This is a genomic window from Streptomyces sp. BV286, assembly GCF_019090165.1.
Taxonomy (GTDB): Bacteria; Actinomycetota; Actinomycetes; order Streptomycetales; family Streptomycetaceae; genus Streptomyces.
Genome location: NZ_JAHRIB010000152.1, coordinates 310,651 through 333,918, shown reverse-complemented (window position 1 = coordinate 333,918; position 23,268 = coordinate 310,651). Strand labels below are relative to the sequence as shown.

Genomic DNA, 23,268 nt, shown 5'->3' with positions numbered 1-23,268 from the left:
GGCCCCGCCGTTTCCGTGACGGGTCTGTGCCCGTGGCTCCTCAGTGGCCCACGTCGCAGCACCCGTCCCGCTTCATCAGCCGTCCCGCCTCCAGCCAGTCCTCCTCGTCCGTCGCCCGCCGGGTGGCGGACGAGGACGTGGGCCCGTACGCGGCCACCAGGCCGGCGGTCGTGTAAGGGACCCCGCCCCGGAGCACGGCGACCGTCCGTACGAGCGTGTCGAAGTCGGTGAAGGGGTCGCCGTCCACCACGGTCAGGTCGGCGAGCCTGCCCGGGCGGACCGTGCCGAGGTCGTCGTCCAGGCCGAAGAGCCGGGCGGGCAGCACGGTCACCGTGCGCAGGGCCTCGGCCGGGGAGAGGCCGCCCCGGTGCAGCGCGCGCAGACCGAGATGCAGGGAGAGGCCGACGGGCAGGAGCGGCTGGTCGGTGCCGAGGGCGACGAGGCCGCCCTCGGCCAGGATCCGCCGGTAGATGTCGGTCTCCGCGCGCAGGGTGGCGAGTTGGGCCTGTGTCGGGGCCACGCCCGCCCCCTGCCGGACGAGAGCGGCGTCCCAGGGCGGCATCACGGCGGTGACCCGGGGGTCGTCGGCGAGAGCCGGATCCGCACCGAGGAGGGGCGCCGAGGTGAACGGGGTGGCGATGAGCCCGAAGCCCACGCCCCGCGCGGTGTAGATCTCCAACAGATCCTGGTGGGCGCGCCCCGACGGGGTGATCGCGTGCCCCGACTCGGCCCGCTGGGTGGCCTGCAGATGGGTCGTCAGATCCTGGCCGAGCTGCACGCCGGGCGAGAGCAGATGACTGCCCGAGCGCACGCCGAGCCGCTCGTGCCCGAAGCGCGCCGCCTCCTCCATCACCCAACCCGGCGCCCGCACATAGGTCTTGACGAAGTCCCAGTCCAGCGCGGCGCCACGCTCCAGCGAACGCCGCAGCCCGTCCCGCGTCCGATGGGCGCGCCCCATGCTGTAGGCGACCCGGGAGCCGTCGAGGAGTTCGCCGGTGGTCAGCAGCCGGGGCCCGGCCAGCTGACCTGCCGTCACCGCCTCGCGGATGCGGGCCTGTTCGTGGGCGAAGCCACCGAGGGACACGGCGGTCGTGATGCCGTAGGTGAGCTGCCCGACGGTCTGCCGGCCGCCGTAGGTGACCTGCCACGGATGGGTGTGCGTGTCCCACAGGCCGGGCACGACGGTCCGCTCGGACGCGTCGATCCTCGTCACTGCGCCGCGCCGGCGATGGGGTTCGACGGCGGTGACGCGTCCACGGCGTACGACGATGTCGACGTCGTCCCGGACGGACTCGCCCGTGCCGTCCCAGAGCCGGCCGGCGTGCACCACGGTGTCGGCCGGTACGGGGCGGCGCTGGTCGAGCGGCACCCGGACGGTGCGGGCCGGTCCGCCGCCGACGCCGATCAGGCGCAGCCGGGCGCCGGAGAGGTAGAGCAGGGTCTTCGAGTCGCCGGACCAGGAGGGATGGTCGGCCGGTTCGGTGGTGAGGGTGCGCAGCGCTCCGCGCGGCGTCCCGTCGGGTGCGACGGGCAGCAGACAGAGCGCGGATTCGACGATCACCGCCATCCAGCGGCCGTCCGGGGACCAGACGGGCCCCGAGTCGTACCGGTCGGCGAGCGAGACATGAGGGGCCACCGCGTGCAGGCGGGCCGTCCCGGTCGTGGTGTCGACGACGCGGACGAGGTTGTAGCCCTCCCGGAAGCGGAGGTTGAGCCGGTTGCGGTCGCAGAACGCGAGATACCGGCCGTCGGGCGACCAGCTGGGCCGCCCGGGCAGCCCTCCCGCGCCGAGCGGGGTCGCGAGCACCCGCTCCGCGCCGCTGTCGAGGTCACGGACGACGAGCCGCCCGGTCAGGTCCAGGCAGGCGAGCCGTGTCCCGTCGGGTGAGAGCGCGGGATGGACCCGGCCGCCGGTCGCGAGCGCGGTCTCCTCACCGGTGGCCGGATCGCGCCGGTACACCCCGAGCAGTCCGTCCCGGTCGTCCGCGTACACCAGGGCACGTCCGTCGCGTGACCACGAGGGCCCGAGCAGGTACTCCGTGGCCGCCGCCCGGCGCAGCCTCCGGGGCGCTCTGCCACCGGAAGTGTCGGCCAGCCACAGCGAGTTGAGGGCGGCGAAGGCGATGTGCCGGCCGTCGGGTGAGAGTGCGGGCAGGTGGATGCCCCGTACCGGACGGGCTCGCCCCTCCCCCAGGTCGTACTCCTTGACCCGGTAGCGGGGCCGGTCCACGGGCAGCACCCCCTCGAAGGGGATCACGTCCGTCTCCGCCGGGGTCCGCGGTCGTACGAGGGTGAAGGCGCCGTCCACCGTCAGCAGGAGCCGGTCGGGCGCCGTCCAGCGGGGCGGTACCGGTGCGACGTCACCGACAACCGCGACGGGTTCGCCGTCGACGACGAGTGTGCAGGAGCCGTGGGGCGCCGCGGTGGTCCGCAGATACGCCAGGCGACGGCCGTCCGGGGCGAGTGCTGGGGTAAGAATCTGCGCGCCCGTGGTGTCGGTGTGCTCGACGGCGACCGGGCCCGCGCCGTCGGCGGGGACGGCGGCCACGGTCCGGGCGTCGAGTCCGGCGCCGTTGGCCGTGGTGACGCCCTTCGCGCGGACGAACAGGATCCGCGTGCCGTCCGGCGACCAGGTGGGGTCGAAGTCCTCCCAGGCCCCCTCCTGCAGAGGTCCCGCCTGACCGGGCAGGCCGGTCACCCGGCGGATGTCGCCGGTACGCAGATCCAGTACGTGGACCCGGTACGGGCTGCCGGTCACCGGGTCGCCGCCGCGCTCGGAGGCGAAGGCGATGCGGGTGCCGTCGGGCGACCAGGCCGGGCCGCGGTCGTCGAAGGGCCCGTCGGTGCGCCGGCGCAGGTCCGAACCGTCGGGCCGCATCGTCCAGATGTGGAACCCGCCGCCCCGGTAGGCGCAGAAGGCGACGAGCCCGCCGTCCGGCGCGTACACGGGCCGGTTCGGTTCGAGGTCCGCGGGCGTGAGGGGGACGGCGCTGCCTCCGGTGCGCGGGAGCGACCAGAGCACGTTCTGGATCTCGGCGATCAACCGGTCGCCGCCGGGCGCGAGGCTTGCCGACCCGTTGGTCGCCTCGGTGAAGGTCAGGGAGAGTTCGGCGTGCGGCGACGCGGCGGCGGGTGTGCCGCCCATGGCGGTGACGGCACCTGTGGCGCCCGCGGCCGCGAGGAGCCGGCGGCGGGTGAGGGGGAGGGCGGCGTTGCCCCGGTCTCGGTCCATGACCCAGCACGCTCGCGCATCTTCCGGCCCATGGGCAACACCGCCGTTTCCGCCAGGGGCGTCCCGTTGACGTGGCGTCAGCCCCTCTTCGCGTGCAGGGTCCGTGCCACCTTCGGGCCCAGCCAGCGCTTGAGTCTGCGCAGGGATTCGAGCCTGCCTGCCGCCCGGTCGATCCGGTAGTAGAGCTGCGGCGGCACGTACGGCAGCAGGGGCGAGTGCCGCTGGCCGAGAAGCGCGAACATCTGCGCCGGAGGGAGGGTGATGTAGCGCGGCAGGTTCTCGTACCACTGGGCGCTGTGGCGGGCCGCGCTCTGCACGGGCAGCAGCGCGGACCTGCGTTCCTCCTCGTACGCGGCGAGGGCCGGGGCGAGTTCGGCCGGTGTGGAACCGGAACGCTTGCTCAGGGCGCCGGCCAGGGCGATGGCGTCCTCCAGGGCGAGCGTGGTGCCCGCTCCGATGGAGTAGTGCGTCGTGTGGGCGGCGTCGCCGAGCAGGACGACGTTGCCGTGGGACCAGGTGCGGTTGGTGAGGGTGCGGAAGTTCAGCCACTGCGCGCTGCCGCCGGCGCCGGCGCGGCCGATCAGCCGGTGGCCGTCCAGCAGCTCGGCGAACAGCTCTTCGAGGAGGGCGAGCCCGTCCGCCTCGTCGGCCCGGTCGAGGCCGAGGCCCGTCCATGTCTCGGGCGAGCACTCGACGACGCAGGTGCTCCGGTCCGCGCCGAACCCGTAGGCGTAGCACCAGATCCAGCCGTGCGGTGTCTCCACGAAGGCGAAGGTGAACGCGTCGAAGACCTTCGTGGTGCCCAGCCAGATGTACGTGTTCCGGCCGAGTACGACCTCGGTGCCGAAGTGGGCGGCGTACCGTTCACGCACCCCGCTGCGGACGCCGTCGCAGGCGACGACCAGGTCGGCGTCGGGCAGTTCGGCTCCGTCGGCGATCTCGTCCTCGAACTCGACGCGCACGCCCAGCGAGCGGGCCCGTTCGGCAAGGATGTCCAGCAGTCGGCCGCGTCCGATGCCGAAACCCTCGTCGCCGTGATGCCTGGTCGTACGGTCGCCGACGTGCGCGACACCGTCGCTCCAGCGGACCGAGCTCTCCTTCACGGCGCGCGCCGACTCGGGGTCACCCGCTTCCAGTTCGTCGAGCAGGCTCGCCCAGTACGTCACCCCCCACCCGTACGTCGAGCCGGCCGGGTTCCGTTCGTGGACGGTGATCTCATGGGCCGGGTCCTGACGCTTCATCAGGATCGAGAAGTACAAGCCGGCGGGCCCGCCGCCGACACAGGCGATCTTCACGCGCACATCCCACTGTTCACTCAAGGTGGTCGATCGAAAGCACAGAGTAGGTGCGCGACGGGTGGCGTTCCGACGCACCGCGCCGCGTGTCGGTCCGGCCGGGCGGTGATGACGGGGCGAACCTGGGCATCCGAACAGCAGCACCGGACGGGACGGAGGAGGGGCTGATGGACAGCAACACGTGGATTCTGGTTCTCGTCGTCGCGGCCGTACTGGCGGCGGCCCTCACGGCGGCGGTCGTGCTCACGGTGAGGTTGGTCCGCACCCGGCGCGACCTCCGCCGTGCCGGACTGCCGACCGGGCCCCGCTGGGTCTTCTGGGGAGCGGTCGCCTATGTCGTGCTGCCGACGGACCTGCTGCCCGACCCGGCCTACTTCGACGACATCGCCGTACTGCTGCTGGCGCTGAAGTCGATGCGCGCCTCCTCCGACCCCCTGCGCTGAGGTCCCCGGGGGTCTGCTTGGGTGTGTCCGTCAGGCAGGGACCTCCAGATCGGGGACCATCGTGCAGGCGGCAGACATCCGCGAGGTGGCCGACGGCATCCATCTCGTGCACGGCAGCAACACCAACTGGGTGATCCTCACCGAGGGGGACGCCGTCACCCTCGTGGACACCGGCTACCCCGGTGACCGCGACAAGGTCCTCGCGTCCCTTGCCGCCGTGGGCAGTTCGCCCGACGCGGTCACGGCCGTCCTCGTGACCCACGCCCACAACGACCATCTCGGTTCGGCCGACTACTTCAGCCGTACGTACGGCACGCCGGTCCATACCCACGAGGCCGAAGTCCCGCACGCTCGCCGGGACTTCCTCCACCAGGTGTCCGTCGGGCAGGTCCTGCGGAACGCGTGGCGGCCCGGGGTGGTGCCGTGGGCCGTGCACGCGCTGCGGTCCGGCGGCACCGCCCACATTCCGGTCGCCGAACCACGGCCGTTCCCCGGTGAGGGACCGCTCGACCTGCCCGGCCGCCCCGTCCCCGTGCACACGCCCGGCCACACGGCGGGGCACTGCGCCTTCCATCTGCCGGAGGCGGGGGTGGTGATATCGGGCGACGGGCTGGTCAGCGGCCATCCCACTTCACGTGTGCCGGGACCGCAGCTGCTCCCCGTCATGTTCCACCGCGACCGGGGCGGTGCGCTGGCCTCGCTGGACACCTTCGAGGCACTGTCGGGTGACGTCCTGCTGCCGGGGCACGGCCCCGTGCACCGCGGTTCCGTACGGGAGGCGGCGCAGCGGGCGCGGGAGCGGGCGCTCTGACGCGGGGCGGGGTGCCGTTCCGGGTGGCCCGGGCCCGTTCGCACGGTCTGCCAGTCGGCGCTAGGGCGAGGGCGGGCCGGTGGCCACCGGCCCGCGGGTGATCCGTGGCTCGCCGGCCCGGGGCCACCCGCGGACGGGAGTCACCAGCGGCCCTCAACCTGCTCCTTGATCCGCCGCTCGTACAGGTCGGAGATCGCCGACAGGGTCTGCGCCGACAGCGGCGGCAGCTTCCCGGCCGCCGCGTTGGCGCGGGCCTGCTCGGGCGAGCGGGCGCCGGGGATCACCGAGGTCACGCCCGGCTGCTGGACGATCCAGGCCAGCGCCAGCTGCGCCGGGGTGATGCCCTCCGGGGCGAGCGCGGAGAACTCGGCCGCCGCCTCGACACCGGTGGCGTAGTCGACACCGGAGAAGGTCTCACCCTGGTCGAAGGCCTCGCCGTGGCGGTTGAACGTGCGGTGGTCGTTCTCCGCGAAGACCGTGTCCTTCGTGTACTTGCCCGAGAGCAGGCCGGAGGCGAGGGGTACGCGGGCGATGATGCCCACGCCGGCTTCACGCGCCGCGGGCAGGACCCGCTGAAGGGGCTTCATGCGGAACGGGTTGAGGATGATCTGGACACTGGCGACGCCCGGCCGGGCGATGGCGGTCAGCGCCTCGTCGCAGGTCTCGACGCTCACGCCGTACGCGGCGATGCGCTCCTCCTCGACGAGGGTGTCGAGGGCGTCGAACACCTCGTCCGAGGAGTACACCGGGGTCGGCGGGCAGTGCAGCTGCACCAGGTCGACGCGGTCGACGCCGAGGTTGCGACGCGAACGGTCGTTCCAGGCACGGAAGTTGTCGAGGACGTAGTTCTCCGGGATCTGGTCGACACGGCGGCCCATCTTCGTGGCGACCAGCACGTGCAGGTCCGGCCTGCCGCGCAGGAACGTGGCGATGGTCTCCTCACTGCGCCCGTCGCCGTACACGTCGGCCGTGTCGAAGAACGTCACCCCCGACTCGGCGGCCGCCTCCAGGACCGCCAGGGCGTCCTTGTCGTCCACGTCGCCCCAGTCGGCACCGAGCTGCCACGTGCCGAGTCCCACTACCGATGCCCGCTGGCCTGACCTGCTGAATTCGCGCTCGTCCATGGGGTCAGTCTGGCACCCGGGCGGCGTCGTGCCGGACGCCGCCCCCGTGCGACGGGTCCGTTCAGGCGACGGCGTGGCACGGTCAGGACGCGGATGCCGGGCCGCCGGCCCGGGCGTCACGCGGGCGACCGGAAATTCATCCCTGCCGGTGCAACCTGTCTGCACGTCCGGCGCGTAGAGATGGTGCCGACGCCGTGACCGCGGCGTGGCTCGACGTGAATCCGCTCGGCGGACGACTACGGGGAGAACGACACACATGGTCTCAGGAATGATGAGCAGAGGCGGTACGGCGGCACTGGGAGCGGTCCTGCTGTCCGTCCTCGCTGTGCCCGCCCACGATGCGGCGGCGGCACCTGCCGACGTCAACAGCGCCGCCGTACAGGCCGGTTCGGCCGCCAAGGCGCAGAAACTGCCGGCACCCGACGTCGCGGGGCTGCGCGCGGTCCTGCGTACGGCGCTGACGCAGGGAGCGCCTGGAGCCGTCGCGCGGATCGACGACCGCGGCGCGGTCCACAAGGTGACCGAGGGCGTCGCCGACAAGGGGACCGGACGCGCCATCAGCACCGCCGACCGCTTCCGGGTCGGCAGTGTCACCAAGAGCTTCTCCGCCGTCGTCCTGCTGCAGCTGGTCGACGAGGGCGCGCTCGCCCTGGACACCTCCGTCAACACGTATCTCCCGGGGCTGCTGCCCGACGACAACATCACGGTGCGCCATGTGCTGAGCCACCGCAGTGGTCTCTACGACTACACCAACGACATGTTCGAGCACACGGTCCCGGGCTTCGAGGCCGTACGCAACAAGGTCTTCAGCTACCAGGACCTGGTGGACCTGTCCCTGAAGCAGCCCCTCGGCAGCGCGCCGGGCGCCGCCTACTCGTACTCCAACACCAACTTCGTCGTCGCGGGCATGCTCATCGAGAAGCTCACGGGGAAGCCCGTGCGGTCCGCGTACCAGAGCCGCATCATCAAGCCGCTGGGCCTCAAGGACACCTTCTACGTGCACCCCGGGACGGCCGTCCCCGGCAAGCACGCCCGCGGCTACCTCACCCCCGACGAGGCCGGTGCGCCGCTCGTCGACTCGACCGAGCAGACCGTCTCCTGGGCGCAGAGCGCGGGCGCGGTCATCTCCAGCACCCGGGACCTGAACACCTTCTTCTCGGCCCTGCTCGGCGGCGACCTGACGTCGGCCGAGCAGCTCTCGCAGATGCAGAAGTGGGTGCCCGTCAACAGCACCCAGGGTTACGGGCTCGGTCTGCGCCGGCGCGATCTGTCGTGCGGCGTCTCGGTGTACGGCCACACGGGCACCGTGCAGGGCTACTACACGTACTCGTTCACGTCGAAGGGCGGCGGGCGTACCGTGACGGCGCTCGCCAACACGTCCAACAACGGGACGGTCCTCACCACCATGGCGGGCACGCTGGAGTCCACGTTCTGCGGCAAGCCGGCGAAGGCCGCCGCGACTCGGGGTGAGGCGCGCGTGGAGCGGTACGAGGACATCGCTCCCGGCGTCGCCCGCGACTGATCGCCGGCGGGTCCGAGGAACCCGTGCACACCCGTGGGGCGTTGTCGTACCGACGCCCCACGGGGCGCGCACAGTGATCCGGCACCCGACAGGCGGCGCGATGAGTGAGTTGGTCCCCGGCGGCAATGTGCCCCTGCCCGATGGCACCCTGACCCTCCGGGTGCCCGGCCCCTTCGACCTGTCGGCGCTCGTCACGGACGACGGCGGCACGGTGCGCGGGGACGGCGACTTCGTCTTCTACAACCAGCCCGCCGCACCCGGTGCCCGGCTGAGCGGACAGACCCTCACGGTGGACCCGGCCGCGCTGCGGGCCGGCGCGAGCCGCGTCACCGTCGTCGTCAGCCCCGCCGAGCCCGGCACGCCGCTGGGGCGGCTGCCCGCTCCGACCCTGCTGGTCACCGGCTCGGGCGGCCGGATCCTCGCCCGGTTCACCCCGCCGCGTCCGCAGCGGGAGACCGTGCTGCTGCTCGCCGAGATCTACCGCCGCGGCGGCACGTGGAAGCTGCGCGCCCTGGGCCAGGGGTACGCCGACGGGCTGGCGGGGATCGCCCGCGACTTCGGGGTCGAGGTGAGCGAGGACTCCGACGCGGGAGCGGGCACTCCTGCCGGATCCCCCGGCGCCGCTCCCGGGGCATCCCGTGCCACGGGGTCCGGGCCTTCCGGGCCGGCCACCGCCCGGGGCGCCGCGCGCGCCGCGCTGGGGAGGATCAGGGGCGCGGGACGCGCACCGGCACGCGGCGGCTCCGGTACGACGGCGACACCGGGCACTCGCGGCTCGTCCACCGATCCCGGACCCGGCGTACCCGGCGCCGACGGCTTCCTGCGCCTCGTGAACTCCGCCCGCGGCGCGGCCGGTTCCCCGCCGGTCGCCCTCGACGCCCGTCTGACCGCCGCCGCGCGGGCGCACGCCGCGGGGATGGCGGCGCGCGGCCGCCTGGACTCCGAGGGCGCGGACGGGCTCTCCGTCCACCAGCGCGTCACCGCGGGAGGCTACGCGTACCTCACGATCGGTGAGCATCTGGTGTCCGGTCCGCGTGACGCGGCGGAGTTCGTGGAGTACTGCCTCTCGGGCGAGCGGTCCCGGCGGACACTCCAGGACACCGCGTTCACCGAGGCGGGCGTGGCCTGCGTGCCCGACGACCGGACCGGCACCCTCTACTGGACAGCGCTGTGGGCCCGCCCCCTCACCCCCGGCGGCCTGTCCCGGACCGCCGCCGAGGTCGTCGCGCTCACCAACGCCGAGCGGGCCGCGGCCGGCCTGCCGCCACTGGCCGAGGACCTCCTGCTCACCAGGGCGGCACAGGCGCACAGCGCGGACATGGTGGCCCGGGCCTTCTACTCCCACACCTCCCCGGACGGCAGCGAGCCCTGGCACCGGGCGTCCGCCGCGGGCAGCACGCGTCGCACCATCGGCGAGAACATCGCCTGCGGCCAGCGCTCCCCCGCCGAGGTCGTCCGGGGCTGGATGGACAGCCCCGGGCACCGCGCCAACATCCTCAAGCCCGCCTTCACCCACATGGGCGTCGGCTTCGCGGGCGGCGGCTCGGCGGGCACGTACTGGACACAGCTCTTCGGCGCCTGACCCCAGCCTCCGTCGGGACCTGTCACCACGAGAGCGTCGTCGCAGGTCAAGGGCCTGTTAACGATGATGACAACGGTCACCGGTGCAGCCTTTGCCGATCTCCCCGAGGTGCGCTTCACTGCGGGGGTCGGACACCGGATCGAGGGGGACACTCATGACCAGCGCGCACCACGGCCACGACCACGGGTCGGGCGGGCACGCGGGGCACTCGCACGGTGTCGCCGCGGACGCGGACAGCCGCTGGCTCGCGATCGCGCTGACCCTCATCACCTCGTTCATGGCGATCGAGGTCGTCATCGGCATCCTCGCCCAATCGCTCGCCCTGATATCCGACGCGGCGCACATGCTCACCGACGCGGTGTCCATCGTGCTGGCGCTCATCGCGATGCGACTGGCCGCGCGCCCGGCCCGTGGCGGTTTCACGTACGGCCTCAAGCGGGCCGAGATCCTCTCCGCCCAGGCGAACGGACTCACCCTGCTGCTGCTCGGCAGCTGGCTGGCCTACGAGGCGGTGCGGCGGCTGATCGATCCGCCCGAGGTGGAGGGCGGGCTGGTGTTCGGCACGGCCCTGGCGGGGATCGTGGTGAACATCGCGGCGGCCTGGTGCATCTCGAAGGCCAACCGGTCCTCGCTCAACGTCGAGGGCGCCTACCAGCACATACTCAACGACCTGTTCGCGTTCGTCGGTACCGCGATCGCCGGTCTCGTCGTGCTGCTCACCGGGTTCGCGCGGGCCGACGCCATCGCCACCCTGGTCGTGGTGGCCCTCATGTTCAAGGCGGGCTACGGGCTCGTGCACGAATCGGGGCGGATCTTTTTGGAGGCGGCGCCCGCGCACCTCGACCCGGACGGCATCGGCGACCAGCTGGTCGCGCACCCCTCGGTCCGCGAAGTGCACGACCTCCATGTCTGGACCATCACGTCGGGGCAGCCCGCACTGTCCGCGCACGTCCTGGTCGAGCCCGTCGCGGACTGCCACACGGTGCGCCGGGACCTCGAGAAGATCCTGCAGTGCGACCACGAGATCACCCACACCACCCTTCAGGTCGACCACGCTCCCGAGGACGTCCTGGAGGTCCGCACCGGCGCCGCCGACGACGCGCACTGCGAGGCCGCGCACGGGCCGGTGCACCGGGACGAGCCGCACGCCCACTGAACGCCCGGTCCACCGACAGAAGTTCACGGAGCGGGTGTCGTCGATATCTGGTGGCGCCCGGCGGGGGCGAGCGTGCAGGATGCGCGCATGACCTCGATCAGAAAGGGCCGTGCCGCGTAGGCGGCCGAGTGCCGTCCGCGCCGAGCGGTGGCAGCCCTCCCGACATGTGACCGTCCGCCGGATCACCGGTGTCTCCGCGCTCACCCGCGCGGCGATCCGCCGCGTGGAGGCGGAGCATCTGTGGCGCGACGCCGTCGCCGACTCCCTCGCCACGTACGAACACGCCGTGCGCCGCCCCCGGCACGACCTGACCGCGTTGCTGGACGCGGACTGTCCCTGCTGCAGCCCGTGCGAGGCGCGGGACACGCTGGAGGACGCCCTGTACCGGCTGCCGTCCGGTGCCCGCACCGACCTTCTGCGCCGACTCGCCCGCGCCGACGAGCGGTTGGTACGCCGGACCCTTCCCGAACCGTGGCGGCGTGAGACTCCGTGGGGGCAGCCGCCCGGCGCCTGGTGGCGGCAGCGGGTGATGGAGCGTTGAGGGCCCGTGCTTCGCCGAGGGCAGAACGCGTTGGCCTCCCCGAACCGGGCCGCACTTCCTAGGGTGGAGGAGTGAGCAGCCACGCGTCCGACCAAGCCCGCGTCATTCCCCTGCGACCCGTGCCGGCCGAGCCGGCCGAACGGGAGGAGCCGACACCCCGGGAGCCCCTGTGGCGGGACGTCGTGGGTGACGTCCTGCGGCGCGAGAGGCTCGCGCAGGAAAGGACCCTCAAGGATGTCGCCGACGCGGCCCGCATCTCGATGCCGTACCTCTCCGAGCTGGAGCGCGGCCGCAAGGAGGCCTCGTCCGAGGTCCTCGCGGCCGCCGCGCACGCGCTCGGGCTCGGCCTCGCCGATCTGCTCGCCCTGACCCACCGCCGGCTCACCCTCCAGGCCCGGCCCAGGCCGCTCGGGTCCCGCACCGCGCCGCGGCGCACGGAGGCGAGGTCCCGGACGGGCGACATCCGTCTCGCCGCCTGAGGCCCCGTGACCCCACGGCCCCGCAGCCCCGGTGGCCGTCGCCGCCTGAGGCGGACCCCTCAGGCGGCGACGGCCAGACGCCGGCTCAGCACCTCGTCGGCGAGCCCGTACGCCACTGCCTCCTGCGCGGTGAAGACCTTGTCGCGGTCCATGTCGGCGCGCAGGCTCTCCACCGAGTGGTGGGTGTGCAGGGACAGCACCTCCTCGACCTGGGAACGGATCCGGATCATCTCCTTGGCCTGGAGGCTCAGGTCGGAGACCGTACCCCGTGCGCCGCCGCTCGCGGGCTGGCCCAGCAGCACCCGGGCGTGCTCCAGGATGAAGCGCCGACCGGGGTCTCCCCCAGCCAGGAGCACCGCCGCGGTCGAGGCGGCCTGTCCGACGCAGAACGTCGAGATGGGCGCGCTGACGAAGCTCATCGTGTCGTAGATCGCCATGAGCGAGGTGAACGAGCCGCCGGGCGAGTTGAGGTAGATCGCGATCTCCCGCTCGGGTGCCGACGACTCCAGGTGGAGCAGCTGCGCGATGACGACGTTGGCCACGCCGTCGTCGATCTCGGTGCCGAGGAAGATGATCCGCTCGGACAGCAGCCGACTGTAGATGTCGTACGAGCGCTCGCCCTGGGGGGTGCGCTCGACGACGCTCGGGATCGTGTACTGGCTCATGTCAGAGTCCCATCCGTCGCTTCGAGGACGCCGGGCGGACGTCGTCGAGGGCTTCGACGACCCGGTCGACCATGCCGTACTCCCTGGCCTGTTCGGCCGTGAACCAGCGGTCGCGGTCACCGTCGCGGGAGATCGTCTCCACGCTCTGGCCGGTGTGCTCGGCGGTGATGCGCTCGATGGTCTCCTTGGTGAACTGGAGGTTCTCCGCCTGGATGGCGATGTCGGCGGTGGTGCCGCCGATACCGGCCGACGGCTGGTGCATCATGATGCGCGCGTTCGGGAGCGAGTAGCGCTTGCCGGGAGTGCCGACGGTGAGCAGGAACTGCCCCATGCTGGCGGCGAATCCCATGGCCAGGGTCGACACGTCGTTCGGGATGAGGCGCATCGTGTCGTAGATCGCGAGGCCCGCGTGCACGGAGCCGCCCGGGCTGTTGATGTAGAGGCCGATGTCGGTGCGTGCGTCCTCCGCGGAGAGCAGGAGCAGTTGCGCGCAGACGCGGTTCGCGGACACCTCGTCGACCTGGGTGCCGAGGAGGATGATGCGCTGGTTGAGGAGTTGGGCGGCGAGGTGGTCGTCGAACCGTGACGCGGGGGTGTCGCCTTCCTCGGCCCGTGGCGTCGGGGCCCGGCCGAGGCCGGTCGGGTGCCCGAGGGCGGGTCCGGTGCTGCTGAGTGCCATGGCTCCTCCTGGTGGTGACGCGGCCCGGAGCGCCGCGTTGTCCCCACCCTCGGTCCGCCGGCGGCGGCACGGAAGGAATCTCGGCCCGCAGCAGATTCGCCGACGGCAGAGCGTGCGCCGCGCGGTGGCGCTACTTCGTCACCACCAGCGAGAACTCGTACAGGTCACCGCGGCACAGCGACTCGCCGTACTCCACGACGTGCCCCGTCTCGTCGAACGCCGTGCGTCGTACGAGCAGGGCGGCGGAGCCCTCCTTGACGCCGAGCAGTCCGGCCTGGCGGCCGGTCACGTTCACCGCTCTGATCTGCTGGGTGGCCCGCACGACGCGGACCCCCTGGGTGATCTGCAGGGCTTCCGAGAGCGATCCCTTCAACAGCGACTCGTCCAGGGCCGGGAATCGCTCGGCGGAGAGGTAGACCGTCTCCAGGCAGATGGGGAAGTCGTCGCCGAGGCGCAGCCGTTCGATGCGGTGGAGGGTGGTGCCGGGGTCGACGCCCAGGGCCGTGGAGTGGTGCAGGTCGGCGTCGACGAGCTCCGCGGACAGGAGTTCGGCGCTGGGCCGGTAGCCGCGCGAGCGCAGGTCCTCGGAGAACGAGGTGAGCGTGGACGTCTTGGTGATCTGGGGGTGCGAGACGAACGTTCCCACGCCCCGCACGCTGCGGACGAGGCCGTCCTCGCGGAGTGCCTGGAGCGCGCGCCGGGCGGTCGCCCTGCTGACGTCGTACCGCTCGGCGAGCTGCCGTTCGGTGGGCAGCGCCTCGTCGGGACGCATCCGGGCGATGTCGGCCTGGAGTTGTCGCCGCAGCGCCTCGTGCTTGTAGGACTCCGTCGCCGGGCCGTCGTCTGAGCGCCTGTCCTCGACCGTCACATTCACTCCGCGGTTCGCACGTGTCCGCTATCCCCCGGGGACGCGGTAGCGGGGCATCAGCGTACGCACCACGTCCAGGGTCGCTGCTGCGGTGTCCGGTTCCGGTGCCGCCGTCGGGCCCCGGTCGGCCACCCACCACTCCTCCTGGGCGAGCAGGGACTCCTCGAAGTCCTTTGCCGGGTACGGGGATCCGCTCTCCAGCGCCCGGGCGATGTGCTCGTACCAGCTGCGCCAGCGGGGCAGGTAGAAGGTGCGGACCAGACCGGCCCAGTGGCGGCCGGAGTAGTCGTGCAGCTTGCTGTGGGTGTGGCCCCAGAGGGTGAGGACGCGTCGTGCGTTGGCCTCGTACAGCTCGGCCTCGGCCGGGGTGGTGGCCCAGCTCCTGGCGTCGTCCAGCCAGGTGTCGAGCCGGTGTTCGGGCCGGGTGGCCAGCAGGGTGTCCAGGTCTCCGATGATGTCCAGCAGGTCACCCGCGGCCCGGTGGAAGGCTTCGGCGTCCCGGGCCAGGGCCGCGTCCGCCGCCCGCCACTGCCTCTCGCACGCGAGGTGGGTGAGGACCTGGGCGGTGACGTCGCACAGGTCCCTGCCGAGCGGGCCGGAGCTGTCCTCGCGCCTCGCCTCGCCGGCCAGGAGCGTCCATGCCTCGGCCAGGCCCGGCGGCACGGTGGGGGACGGGGGCCCGGCGAGGTGCACCGGGAGCTCGTTCCGCAGTTCGCCCTCCAGTGTGGGCCGGCAGACGACGACCGAGCCCGGCGGCCCGGGGGCGTTTGCCGCGTAGACGGTGTCGTGCAGCAGCTCCCAGGCGCGCAGCAGTGCGGGCGTCGCCCGGCCGTACCGGGCCCGGGTCCACGTTTCCAGCCATGCCCGTACGTCGTCGACGGCGCCCTGCCAGGCGACGTCCGCCAGCAGCTCGTACAGGACGGGGTCGCCGCCGAACGCCTCCATGCCGGCGCCGACACCGGCGAGGGACCTGCCGCGTTCGTCCGCGCGGGCCCGGGCGGCGCCGGTGGCGATCTCGTCGAGCTTTCCGTACAGGCCGGGGCGCCCGCCGAGGCTGTGCAGCATGCACCACACCCAGGGCTTTCCCCGGTAGCCGTCGGTGTGCGGCCAGACCGGCCGGTGTTCGGCCCACAGGTCCAGGATCAGCATCCGGTCGTCCGGGACGGCGTCGAGGAACGCCCGGGTGCGGTCCGGTGTCCAGTAGTCCGCACGGTAGGAGAAGGGCCACGCCTGGAGCACCCAGGTGGCCCGGTCGTCCACGGCGGTCATGACGCCGTGCACGGCCCGCGCCACCCCGGCGATGTCCGCGGGGTCGCTCACCGGGGGTGTCGTCTCGATGAACGGGTCGGCGGCGTAGAGGTGGTCGGTGCCGAACAGCCGGGTCTGCTCGGTCAGCAGGGTGGTGCCGAACTCCTCGAACAGCGGGTCCCGGGGGTCCAGGACACCGACTTCGAAGTCCCACCAGGGCAGGGTCGTCGCCCGGGCGCCCCGCTCCGCGATCAGCTCCCGCGGGACGTGTCCGGAGAAGCCCTGGAGTACCGGCCGCATGCCCAGGGCGCGTTCCCGGTCCAGGATGCGCAGGCCGAGTTCCGCGTGTGCGTCGATCCAGCTCTGCGGCAGGGGGCCGCCCCAGCCGTCGAGCGAGGCGAGCCAGTTCCACGGCAGGTAGGCCGGTCCGCCGAGGAAACGCCGGGCGGTCCCGTCGTCGAGGCCCGTGTCCAGCAGGGCCCGTTGCCAGGCCGCCTCCAGGCCGGTCATCGCCAGCGGGGTGGTCACGCCGTGCAGGGCCATCCAGTCGATGTGACGCTCCCAGCGCGCCCAGTCCCAGAACGCCGTGGTGTAACCGAAGGTGCAGACGTTGAAGTGGTAGCGGTGCAGGTGGGGGGAGACCGTCCGGGCGGCCGTCCCGGTGCGCGGCAGACGGTCCGGCAGGTGGGGGGCGGGGGCGTCCCAGGTGATCTGCGTGCCGCAGACGGTCCGCAGGTACCACCGCAGCGCCGAGGCGACCGCGACCGGGCTGGAGCCGCGCAGGGCGACGCCTCCCGGGCCGGCATCGACCTCGTACCAGTCGGGTCCGCCTCCGCCAAGGACCACGTCGGCGGAGAACTCCGCGGACCGGTCGCCCAGTACCCGTCGCAGCAGCTGCCGGGCGGCCGGGCTCGGGGCACCTGGTTCCTGGGGCAATCTCATCGTCCGGACCGCTCCTGACGAAAAATCGACTGTGGTACGTACCACGGATCTGTCGAAGCTAGACGCACGACGCGGCACGGTCAAGGAAGTCGACCGGAAGGAAGGCCGGTTGGCCGTGGGGCTGTGCATCGCCATACCCCTCTGGTACGGTCCACAGCCACGCAAGCGGCTCCGTTCGACACCTCGGGTGGCCTCGACACGATGAACGCCGATCTCGTCTACTTCGCCGCACTCCAGGAGAACCTCACCGCGTTGGCCACCGCCGAGCGGCCCGCGATCGAGCGTGCCGCCCGGGCCGTCGCGGACAGCGTCGCCGCCGGGGGCGTCGTCCACTACTTCGGCAGCGGACACTCCCAACTCGTCGCCATCGAACCGCTCTTGCGCGCCGGCGGTCTGGCACCCGTCAACGTCATCGCCGACCCGGCGCTCTCGCCCGTCGCCCCCCGTCACGCGGGTGCGGCCGAACGCGTCAGCGGGTACGCGGCGGCCATCCTGAGCACGGCGGACATCAGGGCGGGCGAGGTGGTGGTCGTCGTCTCCAATTCCGGGATCAACGCCGTACCGGTCGAATTCGCCCTCGGCGTACGGGAGTTGGGGGCGATCGTGGTCGCCGTCACGAGCCGGGCCCACTCGCTCGCCGCCGGGTCCCGGCATGCCGAGGGCCTGCGCCTGCTCGACGTGGCCGACATCGTCATCGACACGCACGGCCGCCCGGGCGACGCGGTGGTCCCCCTGGGCGACCTCACGGTGGGCGCCCTGTCGACCGTCGTGGGGGCCGCGATCGTCAACGCGATGACGTGCCGGGCCGCCGAACTCCTCGCCGAACACCACGGCCAGGCACCACCGTTGATCGTCAGCCAGAACACCGCCGAGGACGCCGAGCACCACAACAACGCCCTGCTGGACAAGGTCAGGGACCGCTGTCCCCGGGGCTGACGCACCGATCCGCATCCGCACGCCGACCACGCAAGGAGGCCGATGATGGAGAGGACGCACCGGGTGCGCCGCCGAGTCGCGGCGGCGGTCAGTGCCGTCGCCCTCGTGCTGCCGCTCACCGCCTGCGACGCCCTGACCCCCGGCAGCGCGGCCGCGGCGCCGGGACCCGCCAGTGTGCCGTCCTCGACCGCCGTGCCGGACGAGGACATCACCCTGAAGCTCCAGTTCGCCGACGCCCCGCTGATGGTCGACGCGCTGATCGCCGCGTTCGAGAAGAAGCATCCCCGCATCGGCGTCGAGCCGCAGTACAAGACGTTCTCGGACTACGTGCAGAACCTGAAGCTCACCATGACCTCCGACAGCGCCCCGGACATCGCGCAGTACGCGGTCGGGATGACCGACCTTGCGGCGGACGGGCACATCCTGGACCTCGCGCCCTACCGGGAGGCCTACGGCTGGGACGACGCCATCCCCCCGGTCAGCCTCGACCAGCTGACGGCGGGGCAGACCAGCGAGGCCACCGGCGGACGCGCGCTGTTCGGGGTCCCCGCCGGTCTGTCGATGACCGGCATCTACTACAACAAGGAGCTCGCGAAGAAGGCCGGGATCGACGGCCCGCCGACGACGGTGGCGCAGTTCGAGGACCAGCTCGCCGCGGCGAAGGAGGCGGACCTGACGCCGCTCGGCGTCGGCGCCCTCGACTCCGGGGGCCTGCATCTGTGGGCGGCCCTTCTGAACCAGACCATGCCCACGGACGACTACTGGGACTGGGTCAACGGCACCAAGGGCGCCACCATCGAGACACCGGCCGCCGTCACCGCGAGCGAGCTCGTCATCGACTGGGGCCGCAAGGGCTACTACAACGAGTCCGCCAACGGCACCGCACAGGTCGACTCCACCGCCCAGTTCGCGAAGGGCGACAGTGTCTTCCTCATCAACGGCAACTGGGCGGCCGGGCAGCTGGCGACCGTCATGGGCGACAACGTCGGCTTCTTCCCGATGCCCGGCGAACAGGCCTCCGACCCCACCGTGGCCTCGGGCTTCAGCGTGTCCTACGCGGTCGCCTCCCGCACCGAACACCCCGAGGCGGCAGGCCTGTTCCTCGACTTCCTGACCTCACCCGAGGCCGGGCAGATCATCAGCGACAACGGCTTCCTGCCGCCCAACCCGGACGCCGTCAAGAAGCCGGCCGGCGTGCTCGCCGACATCGCGGACGGCCACCGCCTGGCCGTCGCCGACGACGGGATCACCACGTTCCCCGACTTCGCCGCCCCCGCGATGCTCGACCGGCTGCGCTCCGGCGTCCAGAAACTCGTCGCGGACCGTATCGACCCCGCGGACTACCTCGACTCACTTCAGGACGAGTGGGAGGAACACCATGCCGAGTAGGCCGCCGAAGCAGCCTGCGGGCGGCCGCAGGCGCAGCCCGTACCGCGGCTATGTGTACGTGCTGCCCGCGTTCGCCGTCTACTTCGCCTTCGCGGTGCTGCCCGCCCTGCACACGGCGTACCTCTCGCTGTTCGAGTGGGACGGCGTGACGCTGGGCGACTGGGTGGGCCTCGGCAACTACCAGGAGATCTTCCAGGACTCCGTCCTTCGCCAGTCGGTGCTCAACGCCCTGGTGCTGGTGGTGTTCTTCTCCTTCGTCCCCATCGTGCTGGGCCTGGCGATGACCGGCCTGCTCGCCCGCTTCCGGCGCCCCGGCATGGGGGCGTACCGCTTCCTGTTCATGCTGCCGCAGGTCGTCCCGCTCGTCGCGGTCGGTGTGACGTGGCGCTGGCTGTACGGGGACGACGGGCTGGTGAACCAGACGTTCCGCGCGGTCGGCCTGGACGGTGTGACCCGTGCGTGGCTCGGCGACTTCGGCGCCGCCCTGATCGCGGTCGGACTCGTCGGCACCTGGGTGCTGAGCGGCCTGTGCATGATGCTGTTCCTCAGCGGTGTGCAGAAGGTGGACCCCAGCCTGTACGAGGCGGCCCGGCTCGACGGCGCGGGCCCGGTCCGTGAGTTCGTCTCCGTGACGCTGCCGCACCTGCGCGGTGAACTCGCCGTCGCCATGACCGTCACGACGGTGGCCGCGCTGGCCAGCTTCGACATCGTGTACGTGACGACGAACGGCGGCCCGGGCGAGCAGACGACGGTCCCCGGTCTCCTCGTGTACCGGCTGGCGTTCTCCGAGGGCAAGGTGGGACTCGCCGCGGCGCTGGCCGTCGTCCTCGGCTGTCTGATACTCGCGATCGTCTACCTCATCAACCGTCTGTCGAGGTCGGAGACATGAACACGGCCACCCGATCGGAACGCTGGTCCGGCTACGCGCTCCTGACCGTCATGGCGATCGCCGTCGTGATCCCGTTCCTGAGCGTCTTCCTCGCCTCGCTCCAGCCGGCGGGCACCCCGGTGGTGGGACTGACGTGGCCGGAGCGGTGGAGCTGGGACAACTACGAGCAGGCGTGGTCGGTGGCCGGGTTCTCCGATCTCATCCGGCACAGCCTGACCATCGCGGTGGGTGTCGTCCCCGCGTCCCTGGTCCTCGCGGCGCTGGCGGGCTACGCGCTCGGCACCATGAGGCTTCCGGGCGGCAACGCGGTCGCGGCCTTCTTCATCGCGGGCCTCACCATCCCGGTCGAACTGATCGTGGTACCCCTCTACTTCGACCTGCGCAGCCTCGGGCTGACCAACTCCTACCTGGGTGTGATCCTGGTGGAGATCGCGCTGTTCATGCCGTTCAGCGTGTTCTGGATGCGCACCCATTTCCAGTCCACGCCCGCGTCGCTGGTGGAGGCGGCCCGGATCGACGGTGCCTCGTCGGGCACGATCCTGCTGAGAATCCTGCTGCCGCTGGCGCGCCCGTCCCTGATGACGCTCGGTCTGCTGGTCTTCATGTGGTCGTGGAACCAGTTCCTGCTGGTACTGGTCCTCATCCAGGACACGACCAAGCACACGGCGCCGGCGGGGCTCGGTTTCTTCGTGGGTCAGAACAGCACGGACATCCCCACCCTCGCGGCGGGGACGATCATCGTGATGCTGCCGATCCTGATCCTCTTCGTCGTCTTCCAGCGCAGCTTCATCGCCGGACTGCTGCAGGGGGCGATGAAGGGATGAAGAGGCGCTCGGCGGGCGGACCGGCCGGTCAGGCCGCCTTCGACGATTTCAGTGGCGCGTGCGAGGCGGGCCGGGGAGCGGCCGAGGCCCACTCCAGGACGAGGCGCTGGTACTCGCGCCGCTGCTCGCCGCTCAGCGTCCCACCGGCCCGCAGCCACAGGGCCCTGATCTCGTCGTTGACCTCGTCGGACGAGCGTTGCGTGGCTCCTGGCGCACGATGGTCGGTGGTGGAGTGAGTGGTGGACATACCGTGAATCATACGGGGCTCTGCGTGAAGGCCATGTGAGTGGCCGACGTCACCCGCGCTGCCTTCCGGTGGCCGCTTGGCTGCGGCGTCAGGCGGTGACGGGCCCGGAACCCAGCACGAGCACCTGGATGGCCAGGACCGCGCCGCCCCGTGCCCAGTCGTGGAAGTCGGACACCTTGGTCTCCAGGTTCACCGGGTCGGCCTGCGGGTGGCGGTTGGCGAGGACGGCCTGCTCGACCACCGGTCCCGCCACGTCGACGAGGCCCACGCCCTCGCCCGCGAGGAGGATCTTCTCGGGCATGGCGAAGTTGGCGATCTGTGCGACGAGGGTGCCCAGGGCACGCGCCGCCTCGTCGATGACGCGGGCGGCCATGGGTTCGCCCTCGGCGGCCAGGGCGAGGACCTCGTCGTACGAGACGTCGCGGCCGGTGGCGGCCCGGACCTGGTAGCGGATGCTGGGGATGGTCAGCAGAGAGATGGCGCTGCCGCGCTCGCCCTCGGGGGTGAGCGGGCCGTTCGGGTTCACGATCCAGAAGCGGCCGACCCCTCGCCCGTCCTCGGCGGTCACGACGCGCCTGCCGCCGCTGACCAGGCCGTAGCCGAGACCCGCGCCGATGGTGAGCACCGCGAACCGGTCGAGGCCGCGGCCCGCACCGAACCAGCTCTCGGCCTCGACGAGCGCGTTCACGTCGTTCTCCACGACGACGGGCAGTCCGGTGCTTTCCTCCAGGAGCCGTGCGAGGGGGACGTCGTGCCAGCCGAGGAAGGCCGACTCGTCGACGACGGAGCGGTCCGAGGCACGGCCGCCCAGCCCGATGCCGATCCCGGCGAGGCCGGGGAAGTCGCGGGCGAACTCCTGCGTGACGGCCCGCATCACGTCCACGACGTGCTGTGGGTCGTGGCTGGACAGCGGCAGGTCGTGGCGGGCGACGATGTCGCTCCTGAGGGTCGTGACGACGCCGTAGACCATGTCCTCGGTGACCTTGAACCCGACGAAGGTGCGGGATTCGGCGACGATGTCGAGGGGCTGGGAGGGGCGTCCCTGCCGCGCCTCGGGCAAGGCGCTGCCCTCGGCGACCTCGACCAGCAGGCCCGACTCGATGAGCGGCTTCGTGAGCCGGGTCAGGCTGCCCGCGGACAGGTCGAGCCGCCGGGCGATGTCGCTGCGCGACAGGGGACCGTGCGTGAGGACCTCGATCGCCACGGACCGCTCACCGGGACTGAGCGGCAGCCAGCTGGCGGCGCGTGCTGTCATGACCCAACCCCCACAAGATTTCTTCCGGTGCAGAAGTAATGATGCCACCCCGGGCCGCGTAAGCCCAGGGTGAAAAGATATGCGCACACCCCTTGACGGCTGGATTCTTTCGCCTCAAAAGTAAGTGGGGCCCGAGGACGAGCCGCAGACGAGGGAGTCTCCCGATGACCGTCGCCTCCAGCAGCCCCCCGTCGCGTCTGCCACTGCGCGACGCCGAGGGGACAGCAAGCAAGCCGAGGACCGTGAGGAAGCGAGAACGCAACGGTGTCGGACGCGGTGACGGAGCCCTCGCAGCCCTGTTCATCGCCCCCGCCATGCTGGGCTTCCTGGTCTTCCTGCTGTGGCCGACGCTGCGCGGCATCTATCTGAGCTTCACCCGCTTCAATCTGCTGACCCCCGCGGAGTGGGTGGGCCTCGACAACTACCGGCGCATGATCGACGACCCCATCTTCTGGGACTCGCTGAAGGTCACCCTCGAGTACGTGTTCATCAACATCGGCGTGCAGACGGTCTCCGCGCTGGCCATCGCCGTTCTCCTCCAGCGGCTCACGCAGTCGGCGGTGCTGCGGGGCATCGTACTGACGCCCTACCTGATGTCGAACGTCGTCGCGGGCATCGTCTGGCTGTGGATGCTCGACACCCAGCTCGGCATCGGCAACGAGATCATCGCGGGCCTGGGCGCCGACCGCATCCCGTTCCTGGCGGACGAGACCTGGGCCATCCCGACCATCGCGCTGATCAACGTGTGGCGGCACGTCGGCTACACCGCCCTGCTGCTCTTCGCCGGACTGCAGGCCATCCCGAGCGACATGTACGAGGCCGCGAAGGTCGACGGCGCGAGCGAGTGGCGGATGTTCTGGCGCATCACCATGCCGCTGCTGCGGCCGGTGCTGGCCGTGGTTCTGATCATGACCGTGATCGGTTCGTTCCAGGTCTTCGACACCGTCGCGGTGACCACGGGCGGCGGCCCGGCGAACGCCACCAACGTCCTGCAGTTCTACATCTACGGCTCGGCGTTCGGCCGCTTCCAGTTCGGCTACGCCTCGGCGATGTCCGTGGCACTCCTGGTCGTGCTCAGCGCGATCACCATCCTCCAGTACCGGCTCACCCGCGCCGGCCAGACCGACCTCGGCTGAACGGA

General features: G+C 71.9%; 21 protein-coding genes. 12 read left to right on the top strand and 9 right to left on the bottom strand.

Going from position 1 to position 23,268, the window contains the following annotated elements; all coding sequences use genetic code 11:
• Nucleotides 1-40: 40 nt before the first annotated feature.
• Both KUF83_RS27330 and KUF83_RS27325 read right to left on the bottom strand, forming a co-directional pair.
• A complete protein-coding gene (locus KUF83_RS27330) occupies nt 41-3,232 on the bottom strand; it encodes an amidohydrolase family protein (RefSeq protein ID WP_217457584.1) in 3,192 nt (1,063 codons plus the stop codon).
• Between the two features lie 77 nt (nt 3,233-3,309).
• Nucleotides 3,310-4,527, bottom strand: coding sequence for an FAD-dependent monooxygenase (locus KUF83_RS27325; protein ID WP_217457652.1), 1,218 nt, complete (start codon nt 4,525-4,527; stop codon nt 3,310-3,312).
• Between the two features lie 167 nt (nt 4,528-4,694).
• Here KUF83_RS27325 and KUF83_RS27320 point away from each other — a divergent pair, with 167 nt between their 5' ends.
• Both KUF83_RS27320 and KUF83_RS27315 read left to right on the top strand, forming a co-directional pair.
• Nucleotides 4,695-4,970, top strand: coding sequence for a YkvA family protein (locus tag KUF83_RS27320; protein WP_217457583.1), 276 nt, complete (start codon nt 4,695-4,697; stop codon nt 4,968-4,970).
• A gap of 61 nt (nt 4,971-5,031) precedes the next feature.
• Nucleotides 5,032-5,781 carry an MBL fold metallo-hydrolase gene (locus tag KUF83_RS27315; protein ID WP_308403144.1) on the top strand — a complete coding sequence of 250 codons (750 nt, stop codon included), beginning with the start codon at nt 5,032-5,034 and terminating at the stop codon, nt 5,779-5,781.
• A gap of 140 nt (nt 5,782-5,921) precedes the next feature.
• Here the strand turns inward: KUF83_RS27315 and KUF83_RS27310 are convergent, their stop codons facing one another.
• Nucleotides 5,922-6,905 carry an aldo/keto reductase gene (locus KUF83_RS27310; RefSeq protein ID WP_217457582.1) on the bottom strand — a complete coding sequence of 328 codons (984 nt, stop codon included), beginning with the start codon at nt 6,903-6,905 and terminating at the stop codon, nt 5,922-5,924.
• 271 nt (nt 6,906-7,176) lie between these two features.
• Here KUF83_RS27310 and KUF83_RS27305 point away from each other — a divergent pair, with 271 nt between their 5' ends.
• The 5 genes from KUF83_RS27305 to KUF83_RS27285 all read left to right on the top strand — a co-directional run bounded on the left by KUF83_RS27305 (nt 7,177) and on the right by KUF83_RS27285 (nt 12,185).
• Nucleotides 7,177-8,427, top strand: coding sequence for a serine hydrolase (locus KUF83_RS27305; RefSeq protein ID WP_217457650.1), 1,251 nt, complete (start codon nt 7,177-7,179; stop codon nt 8,425-8,427).
• Nucleotides 8,428-8,527: 100 nt separating this feature from the next.
• Nucleotides 8,528-10,009: a CAP domain-containing protein gene (locus tag KUF83_RS27300; protein WP_217457581.1), complete on the top strand. Its 1,482-nt coding sequence runs from the start codon at nt 8,528-8,530 to the stop codon at nt 10,007-10,009.
• A gap of 154 nt (nt 10,010-10,163) precedes the next feature.
• The gene (locus KUF83_RS27295) at nt 10,164-11,165 is read left to right on the top strand and encodes a cation diffusion facilitator family transporter (RefSeq protein ID WP_217457580.1); all 1,002 of its coding nucleotides are present in this window, start codon (nt 10,164-10,166) and stop codon (nt 11,163-11,165) included.
• A gap of 109 nt (nt 11,166-11,274) precedes the next feature.
• Nucleotides 11,275-11,706 carry a hypothetical protein gene (locus KUF83_RS27290; RefSeq protein ID WP_217457579.1) on the top strand — a complete coding sequence of 144 codons (432 nt, stop codon included), beginning with the start codon at nt 11,275-11,277 and terminating at the stop codon, nt 11,704-11,706.
• Between the two features lie 71 nt (nt 11,707-11,777).
• The gene (locus tag KUF83_RS27285) at nt 11,778-12,185 is read left to right on the top strand and encodes a RodZ family helix-turn-helix domain-containing protein (protein ID WP_217457578.1); all 408 of its coding nucleotides are present in this window, start codon (nt 11,778-11,780) and stop codon (nt 12,183-12,185) included.
• 59 nt (nt 12,186-12,244) lie between these two features.
• Here KUF83_RS27285 and KUF83_RS27280 read toward each other — a convergent pair whose 3' ends face one another.
• From KUF83_RS27280 to KUF83_RS27265, 4 genes are all read right to left on the bottom strand, one after another.
• Nucleotides 12,245-12,850, bottom strand: a complete 606-nt coding sequence (locus tag KUF83_RS27280; RefSeq protein WP_217457577.1) for a ClpP family protease — start codon at nt 12,848-12,850, stop codon at nt 12,245-12,247.
• A gap of 1 nt (nt 12,851) precedes the next feature.
• On the bottom strand, nt 12,852-13,529 hold the full coding sequence (locus KUF83_RS27275; protein ID WP_217457576.1) for an ATP-dependent Clp protease proteolytic subunit: 678 nt from the start codon (nt 13,527-13,529) through the stop codon (nt 12,852-12,854).
• Between the two features lie 130 nt (nt 13,530-13,659).
• Nucleotides 13,660-14,397 carry a GntR family transcriptional regulator gene (locus tag KUF83_RS27270; protein ID WP_217457575.1) on the bottom strand — a complete coding sequence of 246 codons (738 nt, stop codon included), beginning with the start codon at nt 14,395-14,397 and terminating at the stop codon, nt 13,660-13,662.
• 27 nt (nt 14,398-14,424) lie between these two features.
• On the bottom strand, nt 14,425-16,587 hold the full coding sequence (locus KUF83_RS27265) for an alpha-N-acetylglucosaminidase (RefSeq protein ID WP_217457574.1): 2,163 nt from the start codon (nt 16,585-16,587) through the stop codon (nt 14,425-14,427).
• 201 nt (nt 16,588-16,788) lie between these two features.
• On the opposite strand from KUF83_RS27265, the gene KUF83_RS27260 reads away from it, so the two are divergent.
• Genes KUF83_RS27260 through KUF83_RS27245 form a run of 4 tightly spaced genes read left to right on the top strand, consistent with a single transcriptional unit; the run spans nt 16,789 to nt 20,625 of the window.
• Nucleotides 16,789-17,523: a sugar isomerase domain-containing protein gene (locus KUF83_RS27260; protein WP_217457573.1), complete on the top strand. Its 735-nt coding sequence runs from the start codon at nt 16,789-16,791 to the stop codon at nt 17,521-17,523.
• 42 nt (nt 17,524-17,565) lie between these two features.
• Nucleotides 17,566-18,912, top strand: a complete 1,347-nt coding sequence (locus KUF83_RS27255; RefSeq protein WP_217457572.1) for an extracellular solute-binding protein — start codon at nt 17,566-17,568, stop codon at nt 18,910-18,912.
• On the top strand, nt 18,902-19,801 hold the full coding sequence (locus KUF83_RS27250) for a carbohydrate ABC transporter permease (protein WP_217457571.1): 900 nt from the start codon (nt 18,902-18,904) through the stop codon (nt 19,799-19,801). Before KUF83_RS27255 ends, KUF83_RS27250 begins: the two co-directional genes overlap by 11 nt.
• Nucleotides 19,798-20,625, top strand: coding sequence for a carbohydrate ABC transporter permease (locus KUF83_RS27245; protein WP_217457570.1), 828 nt, complete (start codon nt 19,798-19,800; stop codon nt 20,623-20,625). Before KUF83_RS27250 ends, KUF83_RS27245 begins: the two co-directional genes overlap by 4 nt.
• Before the next feature lie 28 nt (nt 20,626-20,653).
• Here the strand turns inward: KUF83_RS27245 and KUF83_RS27240 are convergent, their stop codons facing one another.
• Entirely contained in the window at nt 20,654-20,884 is a 231-nt protein-coding gene (locus KUF83_RS27240) for a hypothetical protein (RefSeq protein WP_217457569.1), read from the bottom strand.
• A 76-nt stretch (nt 20,885-20,960) separates the two neighbouring features.
• Nucleotides 20,961-22,127, bottom strand: coding sequence for an ROK family transcriptional regulator (locus KUF83_RS27235; protein ID WP_217457568.1), 1,167 nt, complete (start codon nt 22,125-22,127; stop codon nt 20,961-20,963).
• A 164-nt stretch (nt 22,128-22,291) separates the two neighbouring features.
• Between KUF83_RS27235 and KUF83_RS27230 the strand changes: the two genes are divergently transcribed.
• Entirely contained in the window at nt 22,292-23,263 is a 972-nt protein-coding gene (locus tag KUF83_RS27230; protein WP_217457567.1) for a carbohydrate ABC transporter permease, read from the top strand.
• Nucleotides 23,264-23,268: the final 5 nt, after the last annotated feature.

Coding starts and splice junctions, on each gene's coding strand:
- KUF83_RS27330 (WP_217457584.1), bottom strand. CDS start 3,232: ATGGACCGAGACCGGGGCAACGCCGCCCTCCCCCTCACCCGCCGCCGG.
- KUF83_RS27320 (WP_217457583.1), top strand. CDS start 4,695: ATGGACAGCAACACGTGGATTCTGGTTCTCGTCGTCGCGGCCGTACTG.
- KUF83_RS27310 (WP_217457582.1), bottom strand. CDS start 6,905: ATGGACGAGCGCGAATTCAGCAGGTCAGGCCAGCGGGCATCGGTAGTG.
- KUF83_RS27305 (WP_217457650.1), top strand. CDS start 7,177: ATGAGCAGAGGCGGTACGGCGGCACTGGGAGCGGTCCTGCTGTCCGTC.
- KUF83_RS27300 (WP_217457581.1), top strand. CDS start 8,528: ATGAGTGAGTTGGTCCCCGGCGGCAATGTGCCCCTGCCCGATGGCACC.
- KUF83_RS27295 (WP_217457580.1), top strand. CDS start 10,164: ATGACCAGCGCGCACCACGGCCACGACCACGGGTCGGGCGGGCACGCG.
- KUF83_RS27280 (WP_217457577.1), bottom strand. CDS start 12,850: ATGAGCCAGTACACGATCCCGAGCGTCGTCGAGCGCACCCCCCAGGGC.
- KUF83_RS27275 (WP_217457576.1), bottom strand. CDS start 13,529: ATGGCACTCAGCAGCACCGGACCCGCCCTCGGGCACCCGACCGGCCTC.
- KUF83_RS27265 (WP_217457574.1), bottom strand. CDS start 16,587: ATGAGATTGCCCCAGGAACCAGGTGCCCCGAGCCCGGCCGCCCGGCAG.
- KUF83_RS27260 (WP_217457573.1), top strand. CDS start 16,789: ATGAACGCCGATCTCGTCTACTTCGCCGCACTCCAGGAGAACCTCACC.
- KUF83_RS27255 (WP_217457572.1), top strand. CDS start 17,566: ATGATGGAGAGGACGCACCGGGTGCGCCGCCGAGTCGCGGCGGCGGTC.
- KUF83_RS27250 (WP_217457571.1), top strand. CDS start 18,902: ATGCCGAGTAGGCCGCCGAAGCAGCCTGCGGGCGGCCGCAGGCGCAGC.
- KUF83_RS27245 (WP_217457570.1), top strand. CDS start 19,798: ATGAACACGGCCACCCGATCGGAACGCTGGTCCGGCTACGCGCTCCTG.
- KUF83_RS27240 (WP_217457569.1), bottom strand. CDS start 20,884: ATGATTCACGGTATGTCCACCACTCACTCCACCACCGACCATCGTGCG.
- KUF83_RS27235 (WP_217457568.1), bottom strand. CDS start 22,127: ATGACAGCACGCGCCGCCAGCTGGCTGCCGCTCAGTCCCGGTGAGCGG.
- KUF83_RS27230 (WP_217457567.1), top strand. CDS start 22,292: ATGACCGTCGCCTCCAGCAGCCCCCCGTCGCGTCTGCCACTGCGCGAC.